Origin of the sequence: Bradyrhizobium sp. UFLA03-84 (assembly GCF_002289535.1) — a bacterium.
In the GTDB taxonomy this organism is placed as follows: domain Bacteria; phylum Pseudomonadota; class Alphaproteobacteria; order Rhizobiales; family Xanthobacteraceae; genus Bradyrhizobium; species Bradyrhizobium viridifuturi.
On sequence record NZ_NSJY01000014.1, the window covers coordinates 763,322 to 784,278 of the forward strand.

General features: G+C 65.7%; 22 protein-coding genes and 1 pseudogene. 10 read left to right on the forward strand and 13 right to left on the reverse strand.

From position 1 onward, the window contains the following. Positions 1–408: 408 nt before the first annotated feature. The 3 genes from CK489_RS25100 to CK489_RS25110 form a co-directional block, all read right to left on the reverse strand. A complete protein-coding gene (locus tag CK489_RS25100) occupies positions 409–645 on the reverse strand; it encodes a hypothetical protein (protein ID WP_095734181.1) in 237 nt (78 codons plus the stop codon). Between the two features lie 239 nt (positions 646–884). Continuing rightward, positions 885–1,484, reverse strand: coding sequence for an NADPH-dependent F420 reductase (locus tag CK489_RS25105; RefSeq protein ID WP_095734182.1), 600 nt, complete (start codon positions 1,482–1,484; stop codon positions 885–887). Between the two features lie 39 nt (positions 1,485–1,523). Next, complete coding sequence (locus CK489_RS25110; protein WP_095734183.1) at positions 1,524–2,258, reverse strand: SDR family NAD(P)-dependent oxidoreductase; 735 nt, start codon at positions 2,256–2,258, stop codon at positions 1,524–1,526. A 271-nt stretch (positions 2,259–2,529) separates the two neighbouring features. Between CK489_RS25110 and CK489_RS25115 the strand changes: the two genes are divergently transcribed. From CK489_RS25115 to CK489_RS25125, 3 genes are all read left to right on the forward strand, one after another. Next, a complete protein-coding gene (locus tag CK489_RS25115) occupies positions 2,530–3,426 on the forward strand; it encodes a LysR family transcriptional regulator (RefSeq protein ID WP_095734184.1) in 897 nt (298 codons plus the stop codon). A gap of 286 nt (positions 3,427–3,712) precedes the next feature. Further along, positions 3,713–4,186, forward strand: coding sequence for a VOC family protein (locus tag CK489_RS25120; protein ID WP_050626950.1), 474 nt, complete (start codon positions 3,713–3,715; stop codon positions 4,184–4,186). A 126-nt stretch (positions 4,187–4,312) separates the two neighbouring features. After that, complete coding sequence (locus CK489_RS25125) at positions 4,313–5,572, forward strand: serine hydrolase domain-containing protein (protein ID WP_095734185.1); 1,260 nt, start codon at positions 4,313–4,315, stop codon at positions 5,570–5,572. Between the two features lie 7 nt (positions 5,573–5,579). Here the strand turns inward: CK489_RS25125 and CK489_RS25130 are convergent, their stop codons facing one another. The 3 genes from CK489_RS25130 to CK489_RS25140 form a co-directional block, all read right to left on the reverse strand. Continuing rightward, complete coding sequence (locus CK489_RS25130) at positions 5,580–6,077, reverse strand: peptide deformylase (protein WP_095734186.1); 498 nt, start codon at positions 6,075–6,077, stop codon at positions 5,580–5,582. Positions 6,078–6,146: 69 nt separating this feature from the next. Continuing rightward, positions 6,147–7,019, reverse strand: coding sequence for a bifunctional helix-turn-helix transcriptional regulator/GNAT family N-acetyltransferase (locus CK489_RS25135; protein ID WP_050626947.1), 873 nt, complete (start codon positions 7,017–7,019; stop codon positions 6,147–6,149). A 73-nt stretch (positions 7,020–7,092) separates the two neighbouring features. Further along, positions 7,093–7,260 (reverse strand): hypothetical protein, encoded by a 168-nt coding sequence (locus tag CK489_RS25140; RefSeq protein WP_198961019.1) that lies wholly within the window; start codon positions 7,258–7,260, stop codon positions 7,093–7,095. A gap of 139 nt (positions 7,261–7,399) precedes the next feature. On the opposite strand from CK489_RS25140, the gene CK489_RS25145 reads away from it, so the two are divergent. After that, positions 7,400–8,197, forward strand: a complete 798-nt coding sequence (locus CK489_RS25145; protein WP_050627071.1) for a DUF899 domain-containing protein — start codon at positions 7,400–7,402, stop codon at positions 8,195–8,197. A gap of 32 nt (positions 8,198–8,229) precedes the next feature. On the opposite strand, the gene CK489_RS25150 is transcribed toward CK489_RS25145, so the two are convergent. Continuing rightward, positions 8,230–9,132 carry a LysR family transcriptional regulator gene (locus CK489_RS25150; RefSeq protein ID WP_095734187.1) on the reverse strand — a complete coding sequence of 301 codons (903 nt, stop codon included), beginning with the start codon at positions 9,130–9,132 and terminating at the stop codon, positions 8,230–8,232. Between CK489_RS25150 and CK489_RS42790 the strand changes: the two genes are divergently transcribed. From CK489_RS42790 to CK489_RS25165, 3 genes are read left to right on the forward strand one after another with little or no spacing between them, the layout of a single operon-like run. After that, entirely contained in the window at positions 9,119–10,021 is a 903-nt protein-coding gene (locus CK489_RS42790; RefSeq protein ID WP_349626944.1) for a GNAT family N-acetyltransferase, read from the forward strand. The genes CK489_RS25150 and CK489_RS42790 overlap by 14 nt on opposite strands. Beyond that, positions 10,018–11,196 (forward strand): MFS transporter, encoded by a 1,179-nt coding sequence (locus tag CK489_RS25160; RefSeq protein WP_050626945.1) that lies wholly within the window; start codon positions 10,018–10,020, stop codon positions 11,194–11,196. Before CK489_RS42790 ends, CK489_RS25160 begins: the two co-directional genes overlap by 4 nt. A gap of 47 nt (positions 11,197–11,243) precedes the next feature. After that, positions 11,244–12,707: a M20/M25/M40 family metallo-hydrolase gene (locus CK489_RS25165; protein ID WP_095734189.1), complete on the forward strand. Its 1,464-nt coding sequence runs from the start codon at positions 11,244–11,246 to the stop codon at positions 12,705–12,707. 3 nt (positions 12,708–12,710) lie between these two features. On the opposite strand, the gene CK489_RS25170 is transcribed toward CK489_RS25165, so the two are convergent. Genes CK489_RS25170 through CK489_RS25180 form a run of 3 tightly spaced genes read right to left on the reverse strand, consistent with a single transcriptional unit; the run spans position 12,711 to position 15,669 of the window. Next, a complete protein-coding gene (locus CK489_RS25170; protein ID WP_050626943.1) occupies positions 12,711–13,220 on the reverse strand; it encodes a DUF1993 domain-containing protein in 510 nt (169 codons plus the stop codon). Further along, the gene (locus tag CK489_RS25175; RefSeq protein ID WP_158226500.1) at positions 13,217–14,203 is read right to left on the reverse strand and encodes a glutathione S-transferase C-terminal domain-containing protein; all 987 of its coding nucleotides are present in this window, start codon (positions 14,201–14,203) and stop codon (positions 13,217–13,219) included. The genes CK489_RS25170 and CK489_RS25175 overlap by 4 nt, the downstream gene beginning before the upstream one ends. A 26-nt stretch (positions 14,204–14,229) precedes the next feature. Continuing rightward, the gene (locus CK489_RS25180) at positions 14,230–15,669 is read right to left on the reverse strand and encodes an MFS transporter (RefSeq protein WP_245350504.1); all 1,440 of its coding nucleotides are present in this window, start codon (positions 15,667–15,669) and stop codon (positions 14,230–14,232) included. A 105-nt stretch (positions 15,670–15,774) separates the two neighbouring features. Here CK489_RS25180 and CK489_RS25185 point away from each other — a divergent pair, with 105 nt between their 5' ends. Next, positions 15,775–16,686, forward strand: a complete 912-nt coding sequence (locus tag CK489_RS25185; RefSeq protein WP_095734192.1) for a LysR family transcriptional regulator — start codon at positions 15,775–15,777, stop codon at positions 16,684–16,686. 30 nt (positions 16,687–16,716) lie between these two features. Here CK489_RS25185 and CK489_RS25190 read toward each other — a convergent pair whose 3' ends face one another. Then, positions 16,717–17,619 carry a LysR family transcriptional regulator gene (locus CK489_RS25190; protein ID WP_198961020.1) on the reverse strand — a complete coding sequence of 301 codons (903 nt, stop codon included), beginning with the start codon at positions 17,617–17,619 and terminating at the stop codon, positions 16,717–16,719. Between the two features lie 277 nt (positions 17,620–17,896). Between CK489_RS25190 and CK489_RS25195 the strand changes: the two are divergent. Beyond that, a pseudogene (locus CK489_RS25195) lies at positions 17,897–19,350 on the forward strand (MFS transporter). 61 nt (positions 19,351–19,411) lie between these two features. Here CK489_RS25195 and CK489_RS25200 read toward each other — a convergent pair. Continuing rightward, positions 19,412–19,831, reverse strand: coding sequence for a cupin domain-containing protein (locus CK489_RS25200; protein ID WP_095734194.1), 420 nt, complete (start codon positions 19,829–19,831; stop codon positions 19,412–19,414). A gap of 86 nt (positions 19,832–19,917) precedes the next feature. After that, complete coding sequence (locus tag CK489_RS25205) at positions 19,918–20,319, reverse strand: Ohr family peroxiredoxin (protein ID WP_198961021.1); 402 nt, start codon at positions 20,317–20,319, stop codon at positions 19,918–19,920. A 148-nt stretch (positions 20,320–20,467) separates the two neighbouring features. Here CK489_RS25205 and CK489_RS25210 point away from each other — a divergent pair, with 148 nt between their 5' ends. Continuing rightward, positions 20,468–20,935, forward strand: coding sequence for a MarR family winged helix-turn-helix transcriptional regulator (locus CK489_RS25210; protein ID WP_050626935.1), 468 nt, complete (start codon positions 20,468–20,470; stop codon positions 20,933–20,935). Positions 20,936–20,957: the final 22 nt, after the last annotated feature.

The following is a 20,957-nucleotide window of genomic DNA, read 5'->3' on the forward strand; positions in this document are numbered from 1 at the left end:
GCACAACATCTGCATCGCTCGCCGCACCTACGAATACGTCGTGGGCCTGAGTTGCCGCGAGTAGGTGTCCTCTAGCCAAACGCGCAAGCGTTTGGCGAAAAGCGGTGACAAAAGGCCTGGTCTCGCCGGGGAGAGCACGAAGTAAGTCGCACAACCATCGCGCAGGGAAGGCCGGGTTGTTCCCGGTTACACCTGTGGTCCTACCCCCGAGCTTTCTACCTATTGCTCGGGGCCCATGAATGCGATCGGCCGCTTGGCCTTCCCTGCGCCCTCTGTTCAAGAGAGGGCGGAACGATGGACAAAGCTCGGACAGATCATGTCGCGAGATGGCGGACGTTCACGCCATTTGAATCGCAAATGCTGCAGTCTGGTGGCGGGGGGATCGCGTCAGCTCAGCTGCAAGCGCGATCAATACGCACCCGGTTCGCACGGAACGTTGTCGCCAGTCCAGGGCGCGGTGGCGAACGAACCGACGCGCGGTGCTGGAATGCACGCGCGGCCGTCGACGTAGACGGGCTCGGCCGGCGCGGCGGAGTTAGCCTCCGCGACATGGCGGGACGCGGCGTGGGTTTCACGCGCCATTGCCGGCGACGCGATCATGGCAACCGCGATCAAGGCAGCCGACAGAAGTTTGACGTTCGTCATCGAGTTTCTCCATTTTTTATGGAGCCAAGGAGTCTGGCCTCGCCAAATAGATGTGCGCGGCAATGGCGGATTTGAATGCAATCCTCGCTCACGCCGGCTCAACGTCGCGTGAGCAGGCGTGACCCGCAATCAAGCACAGCGGTGGCGCACTTCTGTCATCGTGTCGCGCGGTGTCCCGCATGTGGCTGTGCTCATGCGGGCTACTCGCTTCTCGGATCGATCACGCGATCGTGGATCGATCACTGCTCCTTCTTGAACAAATCCTGGAAGATGAGCGGGCCCCAGACGCGGCCGCGTGCGTGCACCAGCGCGCCACCCTCGTTGAACTTTCCGAGCTTGACGGGTGCGAACCCGAGTTGCTTCGCCAGGGCCGCCACGGGTGCGATCGCGTCCTCGTCGTCACCAGACAGAAAGACCACCCGGTGGCCGCCTTCGACGATCGGATCGGCAGCCAGTTTGGCAGCGATCAGGTGATTGAAGCCTTTCACGTAGCTGGCGCCGGCGAACGCCTTCGCGGCGAAGGCGGAGGACGGAAGACCGTCCAGTTCCTCAGGGGGAAGCAACGCGTTCATTGCGTCGATCACCGTCTTGCCGTGCCAGCTCGGCGCGGCCTTCGCGACCTCGCGATGCTGCTCGAACGGGACCGCCAGGATGATCGTCTCGGCTGCCAGTGCGTCACGTAGCGACCTGGCGACGACCGTGGGCCCGATCGCCCGGGCCTGCGGCGCCAGCGCCTCGGCCGGCCGGCGGCTGGCGACGGCCACGTCGATGTTCTTGCGGGCGAAGGCGTGGGCGAGGGCCTGGCCCACCTTGCCGAAGCCGATAATTGCGTAACTCATGATGCTTCTCCGATCCGTGTTGATTTTGATTGCCCGCCTTCAGATGGCCGAGAAGCCGCCGTCGACAGACAGCTCCACCCCATTCACGAAGCTGGAATCGTCGGAAGCGAGAAACACTGCGGCCGCTGCAATTTCCTCGGGACGACCCATCTTTCCTCGCGGGATCAGGGATTCGAACATCCGCTTCGCCTCCTCGGTGAGGACCTGGTCCTGCATCGGTGTGGCGATCGGCCCTGGGCTCAGCACGTTCACCCGGATATTCCTGCCCTTCAGTTCGTTGAGCCAGGTGCGCGCGAATGAGCGCAACGCCGCCTTGCTCGCCGCATACACGCCGTAACCGGGAAAGCCCTTCACCGAGGCAACTGACCCGGTCATGAAGATCGATCCGCCGTCGTTGAACAGCGGCAACGCCTTCTGGACCGCAAACAGCGTGCCGCGCGTATTCAGGCCAAAGGCCGCATCGAAATGCTGCTCGGTAATCTCGCCCAGCGGGACGGCTTCGCCGATGCCGGCGCTCGCGTACAGGACGTCGATCCTGCCCTTTTCCCGCTTCACCGTATCGAACAAGCGGTCGAGGTCGCCGAGATTGGCCGCGTCGCCGCGCACGCCAGTTACGTTCCGGCCAACCAGCCTGACGGCCGCGTCGAGCGCCTCCTGCCTCCGGCCCGTGATGAAAACATAGGCGCCTTCTTCAACGAACCGCTTGGCGCTCGCCAGCGCCATGCCGCTCGATCCACCTGTGACGACTGCAACCTTACCTTCAAGCTTTCCCATGACTTCTCCTTCGGGCTTCGCCTTTGTTCGGGGATGCCCCCGAGAACGCCAACATGGGTCCGTCGGAGTCAGGCGTTGAGTACGCAAGCGCGCACATCGGTGGTGCGAAATCGATCCGGCTGAACGACTGACGCCAGCGGCGACGATTGGTATCCGCTCGTGCGGAACCCGGCCGCGCTCGTCGGCATAGACTATGATGGCTGCCCGTATTGCTGTTCGATGTGTTAGATGCGGGCCCTGGAAGGCGCACCATGCGGTGCCGGATTGCACCATGATCGACTGGGATGACGTTCGCTATTTTCTTGCCGTCGCGCGCGGCGGCTCGGTGCGGGCTGCCGCCGAGCACCTCGGGGTGAATCACTCGACCGTGCTGCGACGCATCGCCCAACTCGAGGAGCGCCTCGGCGCGCAGATGTTCGAGAAGCTGCCGTCGGGTTACCGCCTGACGGCGGCGGGGGAGGAGGTGCTCGAGTTCGCGAACCAGATGGATGCGTCGTCGCACCAGTTGCAGACGCGCGTCTTCGGGCGCGACCAGAGCGTGCGCGGGCGTCTGCGGGTCACGCTGGCGCCGCCGCTGGTGACACACTTGCTGATGCCGGACTTCGCCGATTTCGCGCGCCTGCATCCGGACATCGAGATGGACATCCTGTCGTCCGGCGAGCTGGCAAACCTGACCAACCGGGAGGCCGACGTCGCGATCCGCGTCGTCTACGACCGCAAGACCCTGCCGCTCAATCTTCACGGCCAGAAGGGACCGGAGCTGTTCGGCGGAATCTACATGTCGCGCGATCGACTGGCCGCGTGGCGCGCGGGCGCGCCTGATCCTGTCAGGTGGATCGTCATCAGCATGCACGGAGTCCCGGACTGGGCCCACGAGGGTGAGGTTCGCGCCACGGGGGTTCCGTTCAGGATCACGGACGCCGAGGCGCAGATCGTTGCGGTACGACAGGGGCTCGGGATGACGACACTGCCGTGCTTCATCGGCGATGCCGACCCGCTTCTGGTGAGGGTGCCAGGCACCGGCCTGCACATGTACGGAACGCTTTGGCTTCTCACCCAGGGCGAGACACGCAAGACGAAGCGCGTGCGGTTCTTCACCGAGTTCGTATCGCGCAGGCTCGCCGCTTACGCGCCGCTTCTCGCGGGATTGTCCGTATCGCGCGACTGAGGGAGCGGGATGACACCGCGTGTTTGACGTCCGGGTCGAAATTGATCAACCGCCGTCGTCCTGGCGGAGGCCAGGACCCATTACCTCAAATGGCAATTGGCTATGCGACGTGGGGGCCAGAGTCCCGTTTATCGTCAAATTCGGTGGTTATGGGTCCTGGCTTTCGCCAGGACGACGTTGGCGTGCGTAGAGGGTTGCGGCAAACGGAGTTCCCGCAAATTATTTTCGTCAGCCTGTCGGCTGGTGTCTTCGCCAACCGTCCTCCGCGCAAACAAAGGAGACTGCGATGACGGATCTCGTTACATGCCTGTGGTTCGATCAGGGCCGGGCGCGCGAAGCGGCGGAGTTCTACGCCGCGACCTTTCCCGACAGCCACGTCGATGCGGGGCATGTCTCGCCGATCGCGGGCATCGGGCAGGGCGACGAATTGACGGTCGAGTTCACCGTGCTTGGCCGCCGCTTCGTCGGGCTGAACGGCGGCGACAACTTCACGCCGAACGAGGCGGTGAGTTTCATGGTGCTGACCAACAGCCAGGAGGAGACCGACCGCTACTGGAATGCAGTGGTTGGCAATGGCGGCAAGGAATTGCCGTGCGGCTGGTGTCGGGATCGCTGGGGCTTCACCTGGCAGATCACGCCGCGGCGGCTGCTCGAACTGGTCAACGGATCCGATCGCGCTGCCGGGCGGCGCGCGATGGAGGCGATGATGACGATGAAGAACATCGACATCGCCGCGATCGAGCGGGCGGCCGCAGGGTAATCCGTGTGCCGGAAATCCTGGCGCCGGCATGCGCTCGGGGCGACGACCACCTCGGCGCAAACGCGGGGTGTGCCTCATTCCGTTGCGTGATACGAAATTCGTATCGCAGCTCTGGAGCCAGCCTTGATGTCCGTCGCAGCCGCCAATCAACAACAGCCCGCCACCGCCGCCGAGACTGATCCGCAAGCGCTCGGCTGGATGCAGGGCTTTCCGCCGCCGCAGGACAAGGCCGTCACGTTCCAGGACGGCTCGTTCCGCAGCTTCCCCGAATTGCGCTGGGCCTGGAGCAACATTCGCCAGCTGGTGCCGACCGTGAATGTCTGGCGCGGGGCGGGTGGAGCGTCGGTGTTGCCGCGCGAGGATCACGACATCGGCGCGTCCGCGTCGGTGACGATGGATGGCCGTCCGCAGACCTTCGCGCGCATGCTGGAGGACAGCTATGCCGACGGCGTCGCCGTGCTGCACCGGGGCAAATTGATCTACGAGCGCTATTTCGGCGCCTTGAAGCCGCACAAGCCGCACATCGCGATGTCGGTGACGAAGTCGTTCACCGGCACGCTCGCCGGCATCCTGATCGCCGAGGGCAAGATCGATCCGCAGGCGCCGGTCACCGACTATGTGCCGGAATTGAAGGCCAGCGCGTTCGGCGATGCCCGCGTGCAGGAGGCGATGGATATGACCACCGGCCTCAAATACACCGAGGTCTACACCGACAAGAATTCCGATGTTTGGGGGCTGCGCCGCGCCAACGGCATGGCGCCGATCCCGCCAGGCTATGACGGCGCGACCACCATCTTCGATTTCCTCTGCGCGCAGCAGAAGCAGGGAGAGCACGGCAAGGCGTTCGCCTACAAGACCGTCAATTCCGATGTGCTGGCCTGGATCGTCAGGCGCGCCAGCGGCATGACATTGTCGGACCTGCTCTCCGACAAGATCTGGGCGCCGATGGGCGCGGAGGAGGACGCGCATTATCACGTCGACCGCATTGGCACCGAAAGCGGTGGTGGCGGGCTGTCGACCACGCTGCGCGACCTCGCCCGCTTCGGCGAGACCATCCGCAATCACGGCCGCTTCAACGGCCGCCAGATCGTGCCGTCATCGGTCGTGGAAGACATCGCACGCGGCGGTGATCCCGAAAAATTCAAGCCGGCCGGCTACACCACGCTGCCGGGCGCGTCCTACCGCAATCAATGGTGGGTGACGCACAATGCGCACGGCGCCTTCATGGCGCGCGGCGTGCACGGCCAGGGCATCTATATCGATCCGAAAGCCGAGATGGTGATCGCGCGTTACGCCTCGCACCCGATGGCCGGGAACGCCGCCAACGACCCGGTGACGCTGCCGGCCTACATGGCGCTGGCGAAGGATTTGATGGCGGGAGGGTGAAGTCGGCTCACGCGCGCGACATCTTCTCGAACCGCTTGATCAGGCGCTCCCGCTTCAAGCGCGACAGCCGCCTGATCCAGAACACGCCGTCGAGCTGGTCGATCTCGTGCTGATGGCAGACGGCGCGCAGGCCGTCGGATTCTTCGATCTGCATGTTGCCGTCTAGATCCTGGTAGCGGATGCGGACCCGCGCATGGCGCTCAACCTCGTCGGTGACCCCGGGCATCGAGACGCTGCCTTCCTTGTGCAGGATGATCTCGTCCGAGGTGTAGATGATTTCCGGATTGACATAGGTCCGCGGACCCTCGCGCGCGTCGAGCTCGAGCACCACCACGCGCTGCGCCACGCCGATATGCGGCGCGGTGATACCGATGCCGGGCGCGGCGCCCATGGTCTCGAGCAGATCCTGCGCCAGCTCGCGCAGCGCGTCGTCGAACATGGTCACAGGCTCGGCGGGCAGCGCCAGCCGCGGATCGGGATAGCGGACGATGGGTCGAATGGTCATCCCATTGTCTTAGGTCAGCACATCGCGCCGGACAACACGCGGATAAGGAGTCCGCACGCGGCGCGCCGCTCAGAGACGCTTTTCGAAGAACAGATCGGGGTAGGGGTCGTCGTTGAAGCGCGGGATCTCGGTCCAGCCGCTTCGGCGGTAGAGCTGGCCGGCTTCCGCCAGCGCGCTGTTGGTGTCGAGCCGCAATAGTGCGATGCCGAGCTCGCGCGCGGAACTTTCAGCCGCGTCCATCAGGCGGCGGCCGAGGCCGAGGCCGCGCGCGGCAGGCGCGACCCACAGCCGCTTGATCTCGGCGTATTCGCGGCCGCCACCCTTCAGCCCGACGCAGCCGAGCGGCAGGCCGTCCGACATCGCCACGATGAAGCTGCCGCGCGGCCGCACCATGTCCTTGGCGTCGGGATCGCGCGACAGCTTGACGTCAAAGCCCTGTTTGAACCGCCGCGCCAACTCGGCGTAGTATTCGCCGAGGCAGTAGCGCGCTTCCTCGCTCCGCGGATCCGTCTCGTGCAGCGCGGTGCCATCGCGCCCGAGCGCCGAGGCGATCAGATCCATCGCCGCCAGCAGCGCCTCGCGTTGGGTGTGGTGGGCGAGGAAGTCCGTCGCCTGGCGGTTGGAGATCGCCTCATAGGCGTTGAACTCGCGCTTGCCCGCCGCCGTCAGCTTGGCGATGCGGCGGCGCGCATCGTCGTCATGCGCCGTGGTCTCGATCAGCCCTTCGTCTTCGAGGCTACGCAGCAGCCGGCTCATCAGGCCGGAATCGAGCCCGAGATAGTCCCTGATCTCGCCGACGTCAGTGCGGCCGTGCCCGATCGCATTCAATACACGCGCCGCGCCGAGCGGCCGGCCGCGGCCGAGGAACGAGGTGTCGAGCGCGCCGACGGCGGAGGTGACGGCACGGTTGAAGCGGCGGACGCGGGAAACTGGGTCGAGCATATATCTGACTTTAGTCAGATATCGTCGTCGCGTCAATTGGTGCGCGGCGGGCAGGCGCACCAGGCGTGCGCCATCACGAGCACGTTGCCGGCCAGGATCGCGGGGCGCCGGCGAGCACCGGCCAGCCGAGCGCGAGTTGCGCGAACAGCGCCGACAGCACGAGCGCGACGAGCGGGACCAATGCGAGCGTGTAGGCGGCGCGGCCGGGGCCGAGCCGGCGCACCAACTCGAAATAGAGCATGAAAATCCCGACACACTTGTCACTCCCACCGTCCGCCGCCGCCGCGCCAGATTACGGCATGGCCAATGACGAACGGCCGCCAGCAATGGAACTGCGCAGTGGTGCCGGAGTTCGTCCAATTCGAGAGATGGAGATCATCATGAGCAAATCGGCTGAAAACGATCGCGGCGGGCTGGCGGGAATGCAGACGCCGCCCGTGGTGTCACGCGAGGCGTGGGAGGCGGCGCGCCTGGAGCTGCTGGTGAAGGAAAAGGCGCAGGTGCGCGCGCGCGACGCCCTCGCGGCCGAGCGGCGGCGGATGCCCTGGATGGCGGTCGAGAAGCCGTATGTGTTCGAGGGACCGAATGGCAAGGCGAGCCTGCTCGACCTGTTCGAGGGCCGCCGGCAGTTGATCGTCTACCGCGCGTTCTTCGAGCCCGGCGTGTTCGGCTGGCCGGATCATGGCTGCCGCGGCTGCTCGCTCGGCGCCGATCAGGTCAGCCATCTCTCGCATCTCAACCAGCGCGACACCACGCTGGCCTACGCCTCGCGCGCGCCGCAGGCCGACATCGCGCGGCTGAAGGCACGGATGGAATGGGAGATGCCGTGGTACACCATCACCGACAGTTTCGACGCCGATTTCGGCGTCGCCGAGTGGCACGGCCACAACGTGTTCATCCGCGACGGCGATCGGATCTTCCGCACCTATCTCGTCAACAGCCGCGGCGACGAATCGATGGGCACGGTGTGGAGCTATCTCGACATCACCCCGTTCGGCCGCCAGGAGCTCTGGGAGGATTCGCCGAAGGGCTATCCGCAGGGCCCGACCTACAAATGGTGGAACTGGCACGACAATTACGAGGTCGAGACTGCGCCGAACGCGAAATGGGCGGCCGTGACCGACGCCGGCGAGGCTGCGTTCCGCAAGATCGCCGAGCAGGAACGCAAGGCGACTTGAGGGTGGAGCAGGGAGGACGCGCGGCGTCCTCCCTAGCCGCCATCGTTCTTTGCGGCCGTGAGCGCCTTCAGCGCTGCCAACGTCTGCCGGAGGCCACGGTCGAGGCGCTTGTCGCGGCGGATCACGACCGCGAGCCGGCGGTAGAGTTTCGGCGATAGCGACCGGACGATCAGGTCATGCTGCCTGGGCTTGGCCGGGACGGCCATGCCGGGCAGGATCGCGCAGCCGAGGCCGGCGCGCACCATCTCCTTGATCGCCTCGACGCTGCCGAGCGACATCAACGGCTTCAGCGACACGCCGCCGCGCGCCAGCCACTCGTCGGCGGTGCGCCTGGTGTTGCCGCCGGGCTCGAACAGCAGAACCGGCCTGGTCGCCAGCACCTCCGGCGTGATCCGCGCCGGCAGCTTCATCTCGCGCGGCGCGATCAGCACGAACTCATCGTTCATGACCGGGGTGACCTCGAAGCTGCGGCCCGACACCGGCAGCGTGACCAGCGCGATGTCGATCGTGTTGTCCTCGACGGCCCGCGCGATCTCCGCGGTGTTGCCGGTCGTGACCGTGATCTCAAGTGAGGGCATTGCTGCCCGCAACTCCCTGAGGATCGGTGGCAGCAGGAAGATGCAGGCGGTGGCGCCGGTGCCGAGCCGCACGCGGCCCGCGGTACCCGTGGTCTGCTGTGCGACGGCGTCGACCGCCGACGTCACCGCCGCGTTGATCTGATGCGCGTGCGACAGCAGCGCGACGCCGGCAGCCGTCGGCCTGGCCCGTCGTCCGACCCGCTCGATCAAGGTCGCATTCAGGCTGCGTTCGAGCTGGCGCACCTGCAGGCTCACCGCAGGCTGGGTCAGCTGAAGCCGCTCGGCCGCGGCGGAGAAGCTGCCGCTGTCGATCACGACAGCGAAGCTTTCGAGATAGTCGAGATTGAGGTTCTTCATCAAAGTAACGCTTATACATCGCATAAGTTATCAAAGCTTCACTTATATACGACCGGAGCGCATAGTCCGGCAAGCGACGGCTTCGGCAGATCGGGAGCAGGCATTGTCTGGCCTCAAGCGCATTGGCGGCGTTATCGTCGAGCTGGGGCGCTACCTCGCGGTCTCACCGCATTCGCGCATCCGCCGCTGGCAGGCGCTCCGCGAGCTCGACGATCGTCTGCTGGCGGATGTCGGACTGTCGCGCAGCGATGTCGAGTTGAACCCATGGTGCGTGCAGAAAGCGCCGACGCGCCGCCGAAGCACAGGCATGATGCCGCAGGACGAGAGTGCAAGGATGAGAGACAGCGAAGCCACCGTGATCCGCGACGCCACAGAGGTCGACATGGCTGAGGTGCAGCGCATTTACGCGCACCACGTGCTCAACGGGCTCGCGACCTTCGAGGAAGAACCGCCAATGCTCGACGAGATGCTCCGGCGCCGCGCCGCCGTGCTGGCCGCGGGGCTGCCGTATCTTGTGGCCGATGTCGATGGACGCGTGGCCGGCTACTCCTACGCGACGGCGTACCGGCCGCGGCCCGCCTATCGCAACACAATCGAAGACTCGGTGTACGTGTCGGAAGCCTTGCGCGGCCGCCGCGTCGGGGCTGCGCTGCTGCAGGCGCTGATCGAGCGATCGGAGGCGGGGCCGTGGCGACAGATGATCGCCGTGATCGGCAACAGCGGCAACGCCGGATCGATCGCGCTGCACCGGCGCATGGGCTTCGAGATGGTCGGCACGCTGAGATCGGTCGGCTTCAAGCTCGGGCAATGGGTCGACACCGTGCTGATGCAGCGGCAGCTTGGGCCGGGCGCATCGGCGCTTCCCGCGGAGCGGGAACTGCCGCCGTGATCGCCCGCCGCGTCGTGGCCGCCCTTGGGCTGGCTCAACTGATCTCGTGGGGCGCGACCTACTATCTGATCGGCGGCTTCGGCGAGCAGATATCAGCGGAGCTTGGCTGGGGGCGCGACATCGTCTACGGCGGATTCGCCGCGGCGCTGCTGGTGATGGGGGTGACGTCGCCCCTTGCGGGGAGGTGGGTGGACAGAAGCGGTGGCCGTCAGGTCATGGTCGCAGGCGCGGTGATCAACGCGCTCGGCTGCGCGGGTCTCGCGGTCTCGCATCAGATCGGCACCTACTACGCATCGTGGATCGTTCTCGGGCTCGGCATGCGGTTGACGCTGTACGATGCGGCATTCGCGGCGCTGGCCCGAATCGGCGGACCGGAGGCGCGCCGCGCGATGTCCGGGATCACCCTGCTCGGCGGCCTGGCGGCCACCGTGTTCTGGCCGCTCGGCCACATGCTCTCGGAACAGTTCGGTTGGCGCATCGCGGTGCTGGTCTATGCCGGTCTCGCGCTGCTGACGATCCCGCTGCACTTGCTGATTCCGAACGAGCGGTTCGCCGGCGTGTCGCGTTCGGACACGGTGGCATCCAGGAAGCCACGGGCCGTTGGCCGGGAGCGGCTTGCGGCGGCGGGCGCGCTCTACGCCGTGATCATGACCGGCGCGAATTTCCTGAATGCTGGCATGTCGGCGCACATGATCGCGGTGCTCTCAGGCCTCGGGCTCACCGTCACCGTGGCCGTCTGGATCGCAACGCTGCGCGGCATCGGGCAATCCGCCGCGCGTCTCTGCGAGGTGCTGTTCGGTGCACGGCTCGATCCGCTGGCGCTCAATCTGATGGCCTGCCTGATCATGCCGCTCTCCTTCATCGCGGGATTGTTCAGCGGGTCGTCGAAGCAGATGGCGATCGCCTTCGCGCTGCTCTACGGCGCCTGCAATGGCATTCTGACCATCACCAGGGGAACGCTGCCGCTGATCCTGTTCGATCATCGCAGCTACGGCACGCTGGTTGGCCGACTCATCGTGCCGAGCTTCATCCTGCCGGCGGCAGCGCCGTTGGCCTATGCGATCGTGATCGACCGGTTCGGCGATGCGAGCGCACTCTATCTCTCGACCGGCCTCGCCCTGACGACACTTGTCGCGGCAGCCATGCTGAAACTGCTGTTCGGAAGGGCTCACTGACGCCGGCCGTGCGAGATACGCTTGATCAAAACGGGAGGAAGAAAAACGTGACGTCGCAGACCAGAAACAATCTCGCCGCCTTGATGCTTGCCACTGGTGTCTTTCTCTTTGGAACCGGACTTGCCGCCGCCGACCCGAATGGGGACCGCACGGTTGCCTTGCTCAAGAAGCTGATCTCGTTCGACACCTCGAATGGCCCGGGCGATACGCGGGCGCTCGCCGAGTATCTGAAGTCGCAGTTCGCACCGCTCGGCGCCGAGGTGGACATCTTCGTCGCTCCGAACGGCAAGGCCGCGCATTTCATCGCGCGGCTGCGCGGCGACGGCTCGAAGAAGCCTGTGTTGCTCGCCGCGCATGCCGACGTCGTTCCGGTCGAGCGCGAGAAGTGGACCGTGGAGCCGTTCGGCGGCGTCGAAAAGGACGGTTTCGTCTACGGGCGCGGCGCGATGGACTTCAAGGGCGGGCTCGCCGTCTTTGCCAGCGCCGTGATGCGGCTGGCGGAGGAGAAGACGCCGCTGGCGCGCGATGTGATTTTCCTGGCCGAGGCCGACGAGGAGCAGGGGCAGTACAGCACGGTGTGGCTGGCGAAGAACCATTGGGACAAGATCGACGCGGAATTCGCGCTGAACGAGGGTGGTTACGTCCTGCAGGAGCGCGACGGCACGGTGCGGCAGATCAATGTCACGACGGCGGAAAAACTCTCGGCGACGTTTGCCCTGAGGGCGACCGGTCCCTCCGGCCATTCGTCGCGGCCGTTTCCAGCCGGCACGATGGCCAACGACCGCCTGGTCGCGGCGCTGGCCAAGCTCGCGGTGCACGATCCGGCCGTCAAGCTGGTGCCGGCGACGGAAGCCTATTTCAAGGCGCTGCTTCCGATCAGTTCGGAACAGACGGCAGCCGATATCAAGCAGCTGTTGGCCGCAAAGGACCAGAGCGAGCTCGAAGCGGCCGGCAAGAAACTGGTCGCCGACAATCCCAAGGACAGCCTGCTGCTGCACGCCCTTCTGCGCGACACCATGGTGATCACGATGATCGACGCCGGCATCAAGCCAAACGTCATCCCAGGCGACGCCAAGGCGGTCGTGAACACGCGGCTGCTGCCGGGAACGACGACCGACCAGATGATCGCGGAGATCAAGCGCGTGGTCGGCGATCCCGGCATCGAGGTCAGCATTGTGACCTCGCTGACGCAGCAGGAGGCGCGGGACGCTTATCTGATGCGGAGCAAGATGCCGGGCTCGCCGGTCGATACCGAACTCTATGCCGCGCTGGAGCGCAACGCCAAGCGGGTCTGGAAGGACGCCGTCCTGGTGCCGACCATGTTCGAGGCCGGGACTGACGCCACCGCCTGGCGCGAGCGCAACGTACCCGTCTACGGCATCTATCCGTATCCGCTCGACGACGACATCCTGAGCCGGATGCACGGCAACGACGAACGGATCGGCGTCGAGGCCGTCAAGCAGGGTGCCGAGTGGGTCTACACCACGCTTCGCGAGGTGGCGAAAAAGTAGCGATCAGTTCGGGAGGTAACTGCCAAGGAAATCCCGCTTGCCGAGCGGCACGCCGCGATGGCGCAAGATGGCGTAGGCGGTGGTGACGTGGAAGAACAGGCTCGGCAGTGCGAAGCCGTAGAGGTAGCGCGCCGCCGGCATTGGCGGGACGCCGAAGGGCAACGTGATGATGCGTTCTGCCGCCTGGTCGAATGCCTGCAGCGGAACGGTGTCGATATAGTCGAGCGTCCGCGAGATGCGGTCGTGAGCCTCGGCGAGGCTCTGTTCGTCGTCGGCAAACGGCGGTGGCTCGAGACCGGCGAGCCGCCCGGCGGCACCCTTGGCGTGATCACTGGCCCGTTGCACCTGACCGACCAGCGTCAGCATGTCGGGCGCCAGCCGCGCCGCGAGCATGGCGTCGGGATCGAGACCACGCTCGCGGGCGTGAGCCTCGCCCTTGCGCAGCAGGTCGGCGAGAGCGTCGAGCATCTGGCGGAACACGGGGACGGAGGCGTCGTACAGTGGTGTGGTCATGGGCGCTCTCCAGTTTGTGTTGTCCGATCCGGAGCAAGCCAGTTCGTCATCGGAAGCTCCGGCACGATGCCGCGGCGGGCCGCAACCGCCCAATCGCCATCGTAGTAGTGCGTGAGGATATGGTCGTAACGAAGCGTCGCGCCGACGCCGGGAAGGGCGTGGAAACGCTTCAGCAGCCTCGGCAGGTGCGGATAGTCGACAAGCCGCCTGCGGCTCGCGCGGAACAGCGGATTGTAGACGGCGTCGAAGCGCGCCAGCGTTGCGTAGACCAGGACATCGGCCAGCGTTGGACGTTCGCCGAGGCAAAATCGGCGGTCGTCGCTCAGCCGGCCGTCGAGTTCATCCAGAAAACCGAACAACTGATCCATCGCTGCGGCGTATGCGCCCTGATGCGTCGCGCCGGCCACTGCGTAGACGCCGACCGACAGCCGGCGGGCAATCCCGTCGTTCAGGTCGTCCATCTCGGACTTGAGATCGGCAGGGCAGAGATCGGGACCGCGATCGCCGGCGATCGCATCGAAGGCGTCGTTCAGCATTGCTGCGATCTCGAGCGATTCATTGTTGACGATGCGGCATGAGCGCCGATCCCAAAGCACTGGAACGGTGACCTTGCCGGTATAGTCCGGCGCCGAGGCGCGATAGGCCTCGTGCAGACGCCGGAAGCCATTGCCGGCACCGTCGATTGTCGACAGCGCGGTATCCGCGAAGCCCCAGCCATTCGGCGAGTCCCAATGGGGATGCAGGATCGAGAGGCCGACGATGTCCTCCAGTTGCTTGAGTGCGCGCACGATCAGGACGCGGTGCGAGAACGGACAGGCCGGCGACGCATAGAGGTGATAGCGCCCCGGCTCCGCGCGGAAACCCGACGCGCCGTCTGCGCTGATGCGGTCGCGAAAGCGACCGGCATGGATCATCTGCTGTGCCCGCAGTTCGGGCGTCGGCTCGACATCGCCGCGCCAGATGCCGTTGATCATGAGCTTCATGGCATTCACCATCGGTTGCGACGATGTCAACTTGCCGCCGGCTCGCGCGGCAGCCACAGCGACAGCCAGCCGCCGAGCGCCAGCAGCGCGACGTTGCAGCCGAGCGCGATCGTGAAGGCGTGTGCATAGTCGTCGGCGTGCGGGTGCGGCCCGAGCAGGCTGTAGAAGACGCCGCCGATCACGGCGACGCCGAGTGCGGCGCCGATCTGGAAGGTCGAGATCATCATGCCTGACGCGAGTCCCGCGTGGCGCGGATCGATGCTGCCGATCACGACCTTGATGACCGACGGCATCACGGTGCCGAAGCCTAGCCCGCCGCAGATCAGGCCGAATTCGGCACTCTGCGGAAGCACGCCGCTCACCGACAGCATCACGATGCCGAAGCCAATGACCTGGAGCGCGAACCCAAGCGTTAGCGTGCGCGCGCCGAGCCACTGCATCACCAGCGACGATACCAGCGAGCTCACGAAGAAGCCGGTCGCAAAGGGCAGGGTGGCAAGGCCGGCCGCCAGCGGTGAAAAATGCAGCCCGCTTTGCAGGTAGACCGCAAAGGTCAAATAGAACGACGACAGCATGTAGAAGGCGAGCGCCATCACCAGCCCGATCACGAAGTCGCTGTTGCGCAGCAGTTGTAGGGCAACCAGCGGATCGCCGCCACGTGCGGACAGCCGCGCCTCGAAGCGGACGAAAGCCGCAAGCATTAGCGGAGACGCCAGCAGCATCGCGATGATCCAGACGGGCCAGCCGGATTCGCGTCCCTCGATCAGCGGATAGACCAGAAGGCCGAGCGTGAGCGACAGCAGGACGACGCCGCCGACGTCGAGCCGCTGTGCATGATCGGCGCGCGAGTCGGCGAGGTACAGCAGGCCGCCGATGAACGCGACAAGGCCGATCGGCAGGTTGATCAGGAAGATCGCCTGCCAGGCGAGGCCGAACGGATGTGTCGACACCAGCACGCCGCCGAGCACCTGGCCGCAGATGTTGGCAAGGCCGAACGTCGCGCCGTAGAAGCCGAGCGCGCGGCCCTGTTCTGCCGCGGGAAACAGCACGCGGATCGACGCGAGCACCTGCGGCGCCATCACGGTGGCGGTGAGGCCTTGCAGGATCCGTCCGGCGACCAGTACGGTGGGCGACCATGCAATGCCGCACAGCACGGAAGCGACCGTGAAGCCGGCGACACCGGTCAGGAACATGCGCCGCCGGCCGAGCAGGTCGCCGAGCCGACCACCCGTGATCAGGAAGACCGCGTAGGTCGCGGCATAGGCCGAGATCACGAACTGCATCTCGCTCGCCGTCGCGCCGAGATTGGCGCGAATGGCCGGTAGCGCGAGGTTGACGACGTTGAAGTCGAGGATCGGCAGGAAGGCGCCCGTCAGCAGCACAGGCAGCGCCAGCCATCGCCGCGGGTCGACCGTTACCGGCAGCGTGTCGTGCAATTGCAACGTCTCGGTGGTTTCGCTCGTCACTTGCCAGCTCCTCTGCATCGTCGGCGCTCCGCTCCAACGTCCCGGAAGATGGCCTGTTCATTTGTGATATGGTATTATCCAAAGCTGCCAAATGAGTTTGCAAAAATGCACAGCCCTCTCGACTGGAATGACCTTCGTCTTGTCCTCGCGGTCGCGCGCGAGGGCAGCCTCTCAGGCGCGGCGCGCAGACTGGGCGTGACTCATTCCACGGTGTTTCGCCGGCTCGGCGCGATCGAAACGGCGATCGGGACGCGGCTGTTCGAGCGCTTCCGCGACGGTTATGCGCCGACGCCCGCCGGTGAGACCGCAGCGGCGTCGGCGGCCCGGCTCGAGGACGAGGTGCTCGCGCTCGAGCGTAGGCTGGCCGGACAGGACCTCAGGCCGGCCGGCCCGGTCCGCATCACGACGACGGACACGCTCGGGGCGGTGCTGATGCGGCATCTGCCCGGGATGCGCCGTGCGCATCCGGAGATCCAGCCCGAGATCATCGTCTCGAATGCGATGGCCAACCTGACGCGCCGCGAGGCCGACATCGCGATTCGGCCGACGCCGGCGCCGTCCGAGCTGCTGGTCGGGCGGCGCATCGCCGACATTGCCCATGCGGTCTACGGATCGCGCGCCTATCTCGCCCGGCGCGACGACAAGGATCTGTCTGCGCATGACTGGATTGGGCTCGACGACGCGCTGGCGGGAACCGTGATCGCCGGCTGGATGCGCGAGAACCTGCGTGCGGCGCGCGTCGCCTGCCGCGTCGATGCGCTTCCGGCGCTACGCGACGCCGCGGCGGCGGGAATGGGGCTGGCGCTGCTGCCGTGCTATGTCGGCGATCTCGCGCCGGCGCTGCGCCGCCTCGCGCCGAAGCCGCTCGCCGAGCCGCGATCGGCGCTATGGCTGTTGACGCATGACGATCTCAGGCGCACCGCGCGCATCCGTGCCACGCTGGATTTTCTCGCCGAGGCGCTCGCGGCCGAGCGCGCGTTGTTCGAGGGAAGACGCACCGAGCGGGCGCGGCGTTAGCCGGCAGGCGATCTGCGCGTCGCTGATTGTTCAGGATCCGACAGCGACGGCCACGGTTCGCGCGTTCCTCGTTGTGCTCGCAGGCGGACGATGGTGCTCGCGAAAGGCACTTGCCAACGTCTTCAACGCCGCGCGCGACCTGGCGTCTGACAGTGTCGACAGCAGCATGATCTCGGATGGGGGCAAGGCGGGAAGGCCGAACTTCTCCGTCACCTCGATTGTGCCGGGCGGCGCCACCCGGCGTGAGAACACCGAGATCGCGAGGCCCGCCGAGACCGCCTCGGCGACGGCAAAAGCTCCGCAACCGAGGAAGGTTTCCGTCCATGGCAATCCCGCCGCGTCGAGCGCGCGCGTCGCGGTGTTGAGGATGCCGCAGGCGGGTGACGATGCGGCCAATCGAAACGGCTCTCCGGCGCGATGGAGAAACTCCGGCGTGGCGAACCAGCCGAAATGATCGGGGCCGAGAACGACGCCGTCGCGGCGATCGTCGTCCCGGAAGATGATCACGGCGTCGATCATTCCGCGATCGAAGGTGTCGAGCAGGTCACGGGCATCGTCGAGGCGCACCTCGATCGTAAGCATGGGATCATGTGCACTCAACCGGGCGAGCAGGGTGGGAAGTTCGGGGGCGCCGACGTGCGTGGCGATCCCCAGTGAAAAGCGGCGGCGGGCTGACGACAGCCCGGCGACGGCGCGATCATGCGCGGCGAGCAGCTCGCGCGCGGGTGCAAGGAACTCGGCACCCTGGGCCGACAGGCGCACCAGCCGCGGCGTCCGCTCGATCAGCCTGTGGCCGACCTGGCGTTCCAGCCGCTTCAGCTTGACGCTGATCGCGCCTTGCGTCGTGCCGAGCGCTTCGGCGGCACGGGTGAAGCTCTTGAGCTCGGCGATGGTCACGAAGGTCTTCACGGCGTCGATGTCGAGCGTGGTCATGTCAGTCATCCGGAATTGTTGTCTCTGAAATATCTAGTCATCCAATTCACCAATGCTCAAGGCGTCACTAGCTTTGTGTCGTGAAGCGCCGTGGCCACCCGATTCCTGCCGCTGCTGCCTCAATACATCGTGAGTCGATCGACCGACGCTGCTGCCAGCACCCTGGCAACAGCGTGCGGTATGCCGTTGGCTTGCCACAACAAAAGGCCTGATCATGTCTACTGAACTGAGCCGCCGCGGCGCTGTCGTTCTCTCCGCCGTATGCCTTGCCTGCCTGATGTTCGGATTGGAGATTTCCAGCATCCCCGCGATCCTGCCGACGCTGGAGCGGGTGCTGCATGCCGACTTCAAGGCGCTGCAATGGATCATGAACGCCTACACCATCGCGGTGACGACGGTGCTGATGGCGATTGGGACGGTGGCGGACCGCTACGGACGCAAGCGCATCTTCTTGGTCGCGATCGCGGCTTTCGGCATCACCTCGCTGATCTGCGGCGTCGCCTCGAGCGTCGAGATGCTGATCGTTGCCCGCTTCCTGCAGGGCCTGAGCGGTGGCGCGCTCCTGATCTGCCAGATCGCCGTGCTGTCGCACGAATTCCAGGGTGGCCGCCTGCGTGCGGTCGCCTGGGGCTGGTGGGCGTCATCTTCGGCATCGGTCTCGGCTTCGGGCCGATCATCGGCGGTGCCGTGGTCGCGGTGCTGAGCTGGGAGTGGGTGTTTCTCGTCCACGTGCTGTTCGCAGCCGTCGCGTTCGTCCTCACGATCGGCGGCGTGCACGAATCGAAGGACCCGAAGGCCAGCAGCCTCGACGTCGCCGGTATCGTGACGATGTCGCTCGCGGTGTTCTGTCTCGCCTTCTACATCACGCAGGGGCCGGATCTCGGCTTTGCCAGCCCGAAGGGGCTTGCGATCCTCGGCGTCTCTGCGATGAGCTTCATTGCATTCCTCGTCGCCGAGAGAATCAGCCGGCGGCCGATGTTCGATTTTTCCGTGTTCCGGATCCCCGCGTTCTCCGGTTCGATTGTCGGTTCGGCGGCGATGAACCTCAGCTACTGGCCGTTCATGATCTATCTGCCGATCTGGTTTCACGCCGGCCTCGGCTATGACAGCGTGTCCGCGGGACTCGCCTTGCTCGCCTACACGCTGCCGACATTGGTGATGCCGCCGTTCGCCGAGCGCCTGTCGCTGCGCTATCAGCCGGGTCTGATCATTCCGGCGGGACTGTTCACCATCGGCACCGGATTCATGCTGATGAAGTTCGGCAGCGCCGCCGCGCAGCCCGATTGGCTGACGATGCTGCCGGGCTGCCTGCTTGCCGGCATCGGCCTTGGGATCACCAATACGCCGGTCACCAACACGACGACCGGCTCGGTCTCGAGCGATCGCGCCGGCATGGCCTCCGGCATCGACATGAGCGCGCGGATGGTCTCCCTGTCGGTCAACATCGCGCTGATGGGGTTCATCCTGGCGAGCGGCGTGCTCGCGCATCTGAGGGCCGTGCTGCCGGCGCTCGATGGCGCGCAACTCCGTGTCCTTGCCGAGCGGATCGCGTCCGGCGATGCCGCATCCGCGCCGGAACTGACCGGTCCGATCGTACATCAGGCGCTGGCGAGCGGTTTTGGCTGGGTGATGCTTTACGGCGGTATCGGCGTCTGGATCATGGCCGCGATCAGCTTCCTGATCTTCAATGGGCGGACGGTGCGTCAGCCGGAGGTTCAGTGCACCAAGTGATGTGATGTCGCCGCGCTCGCTCCAAGATGAGAATTGCGTAGGTGCGAGCAGGCGGCATCAGTCACTCCACGAGGGTCAGCAGCGGCTTGTCTTTCTCGACGATATAGGTCGCAAGCTCGCTGGCCGTCACGTCGCCGACGTTCTTCGCCGCGTGGATGGTGCCGGCCGGGATGAACAGCACGTCGCCGGCCTTCAGCGTTGCCGGCGGCTTGCCCTCGACATCGTATTCGAGTGTGCCTGCCAGCACATAGATGATCTCTTCGCCGGGATGGGTGTGCTGGCCGAATGCCTTGCGCGGCGCGATGTCGACGCGCACCTGGACGGCTTCACGTCCAGGCGCACTGAGATCATGGCGCTGCAGATCGGTTCGGGCGATGCCAGCCGGCTGCTGCGCCTGCGCGCTCGGGATCGTCAGGAGACTTGCAGCGAACAAGGCCGTCCTTGCGAGGAGGCGCGTCGCCTTCAACAGCTTCCTGGTCATCTTGAACTCCGGGTTTGTCTTCTGGGTCTGTCCGACCGCGAACCGGCAAGAGCCCGGTTCGCGTCGGAGGTCGTCATCCCTGTGCTTCAGACGAGGGTGGTCGTGACATTGATGTTGCCGTGAACCGCCTTGGAGTAGGGGCAGATGCCGTGCGCGGCTTCGATCAGCTCCTGCGCAACCTCGCGCTCGACGCCTGGGACGTGGACGTTGAGGCGGGCGCTCAGGAAGAAGGCGCCGCCGGCCTGGTTCAGGTCGATCTCGGCGTCGACCTCGGGCTCGCTCGCGAGCTTCACCTTGCGCTGTCCGGCGGCGAGCTGGATTGCGCCGATGTAGCAGGCCGACCAGGCGGCGGCGAACAGGTTTTCGGCGGCGGGGTGCGGCTGCGGCAGCTTGACGTCGAGGAAGCCGTCGCGCGAGCGGGCGACGCCGTTCGGGCCGGCGGTGACGTGGGTCTTTCCGGTGACGAGAACCTTTGCATTGGCAGTCATGGCGAACTCCTTTTGGATGAATATAGATCGTACCCGATATAATCGGATGCGAGTTGAAATAGATCCCGGGTCAGGCGGTGTCAAGCTCTTCCGATTTAATCGGATACGATTTATATTGGTCTGGACTTCACAAACTCCGGAGACGCCCGTGACCCGTTCGTCCAAGGCCGACACAAAGGGCCGAAAACTATCGAGTTTTCTGTGCTTTGCGGTCTATTCGGCCAATCTGGCCTTCGGCCGCGCCTACAAGCCGATTCTCGACGCGTTCGGCCTGACCTACACCCAGTACATTGCCCTGATCGCGCTGTCGGAGGCGGACGAGCAGACCGTCAGCGCGCTCGGCGAAAAGCTGTTCCTGGAATCCAACACGCTGACGCCGATCCTCAAGAAGCTGGAGCAGAGCGGCTACATCAGCCGTACCCGCGATCCCGCCGACGAGCGGCAGGTGCGGGTGAGCCTGACGCCGGCCGGCCGGCGCCTGCTCGACAAGGAGATCAACGCGTCGCTGGTCGAAGCCACCGGGCTCGGCGACGAATTTCCGATCGTGCAGAAGAGTGTGGTCAGGCTGCGCGACAATCTGCTGCATCACACGCGCGGCGATCCGAAGAAGGGCTGATCGGCGGCTGCATAGCGTGCCG

What these genes read in the sequence shown, in the direction of transcription:
- CK489_RS25115 (WP_095734184.1), top strand. Translation starts at nt 2,530, where the DNA reads ATGATCGACTGGGATGACGTTCGCTATTTTCTTGCCGTCGCGCGCGGC.
- CK489_RS25185 (WP_095734192.1), top strand. Translation starts at nt 15,775, where the DNA reads ATGCACAGCCCTCTCGACTGGAATGACCTTCGTCTTGTCCTCGCGGTC.
- CK489_RS25100 (WP_095734181.1), bottom strand. Translation starts at nt 645, where the DNA reads ATGACGAACGTCAAACTTCTGTCGGCTGCCTTGATCGCGGTTGCCATG.
- CK489_RS25110 (WP_095734183.1), bottom strand. Translation starts at nt 2,258, where the DNA reads ATGGGAAAGCTTGAAGGTAAGGTTGCAGTCGTCACAGGTGGATCGAGC.
- CK489_RS25200 (WP_095734194.1), bottom strand. Translation starts at nt 19,831, where the DNA reads ATGACCAGGAAGCTGTTGAAGGCGACGCGCCTCCTCGCAAGGACGGCC.
- CK489_RS25125 (WP_095734185.1), top strand. Translation starts at nt 4,313, where the DNA reads ATGTCCGTCGCAGCCGCCAATCAACAACAGCCCGCCACCGCCGCCGAG.
- CK489_RS25150 (WP_095734187.1), bottom strand. Translation starts at nt 9,132, where the DNA reads ATGAAGAACCTCAATCTCGACTATCTCGAAAGCTTCGCTGTCGTGATC.
- CK489_RS25105 (WP_095734182.1), bottom strand. Translation starts at nt 1,484, where the DNA reads ATGAGTTACGCAATTATCGGCTTCGGCAAGGTGGGCCAGGCCCTCGCC.
- CK489_RS25205 (WP_198961021.1), bottom strand. Translation starts at nt 20,319, where the DNA reads ATGACTGCCAATGCAAAGGTTCTCGTCACCGGAAAGACCCACGTCACC.
- CK489_RS25145 (WP_050627071.1), top strand. Translation starts at nt 7,400, where the DNA reads ATGAGCAAATCGGCTGAAAACGATCGCGGCGGGCTGGCGGGAATGCAG.
- CK489_RS25135 (WP_050626947.1), bottom strand. Translation starts at nt 7,019, where the DNA reads ATGCTCGACCCAGTTTCCCGCGTCCGCCGCTTCAACCGTGCCGTCACC.
- CK489_RS25170 (WP_050626943.1), bottom strand. Translation starts at nt 13,220, where the DNA reads ATGACCACACCACTGTACGACGCCTCCGTCCCCGTGTTCCGCCAGATG.
- CK489_RS25175 (WP_158226500.1), bottom strand. Translation starts at nt 14,203, where the DNA reads ATGAAGCTCATGATCAACGGCATCTGGCGCGGCGATGTCGAGCCGACG.
- CK489_RS25140 (WP_198961019.1), bottom strand. Translation starts at nt 7,260, where the DNA reads ATGCTCTATTTCGAGTTGGTGCGCCGGCTCGGCCCCGGCCGCGCCGCC.
- CK489_RS25190 (WP_198961020.1), bottom strand. Translation starts at nt 17,619, where the DNA reads ATGACCACGCTCGACATCGACGCCGTGAAGACCTTCGTGACCATCGCC.
- CK489_RS25130 (WP_095734186.1), bottom strand. Translation starts at nt 6,077, where the DNA reads ATGACCATTCGACCCATCGTCCGCTATCCCGATCCGCGGCTGGCGCTG.
- CK489_RS25120 (WP_050626950.1), top strand. Translation starts at nt 3,713, where the DNA reads ATGACGGATCTCGTTACATGCCTGTGGTTCGATCAGGGCCGGGCGCGC.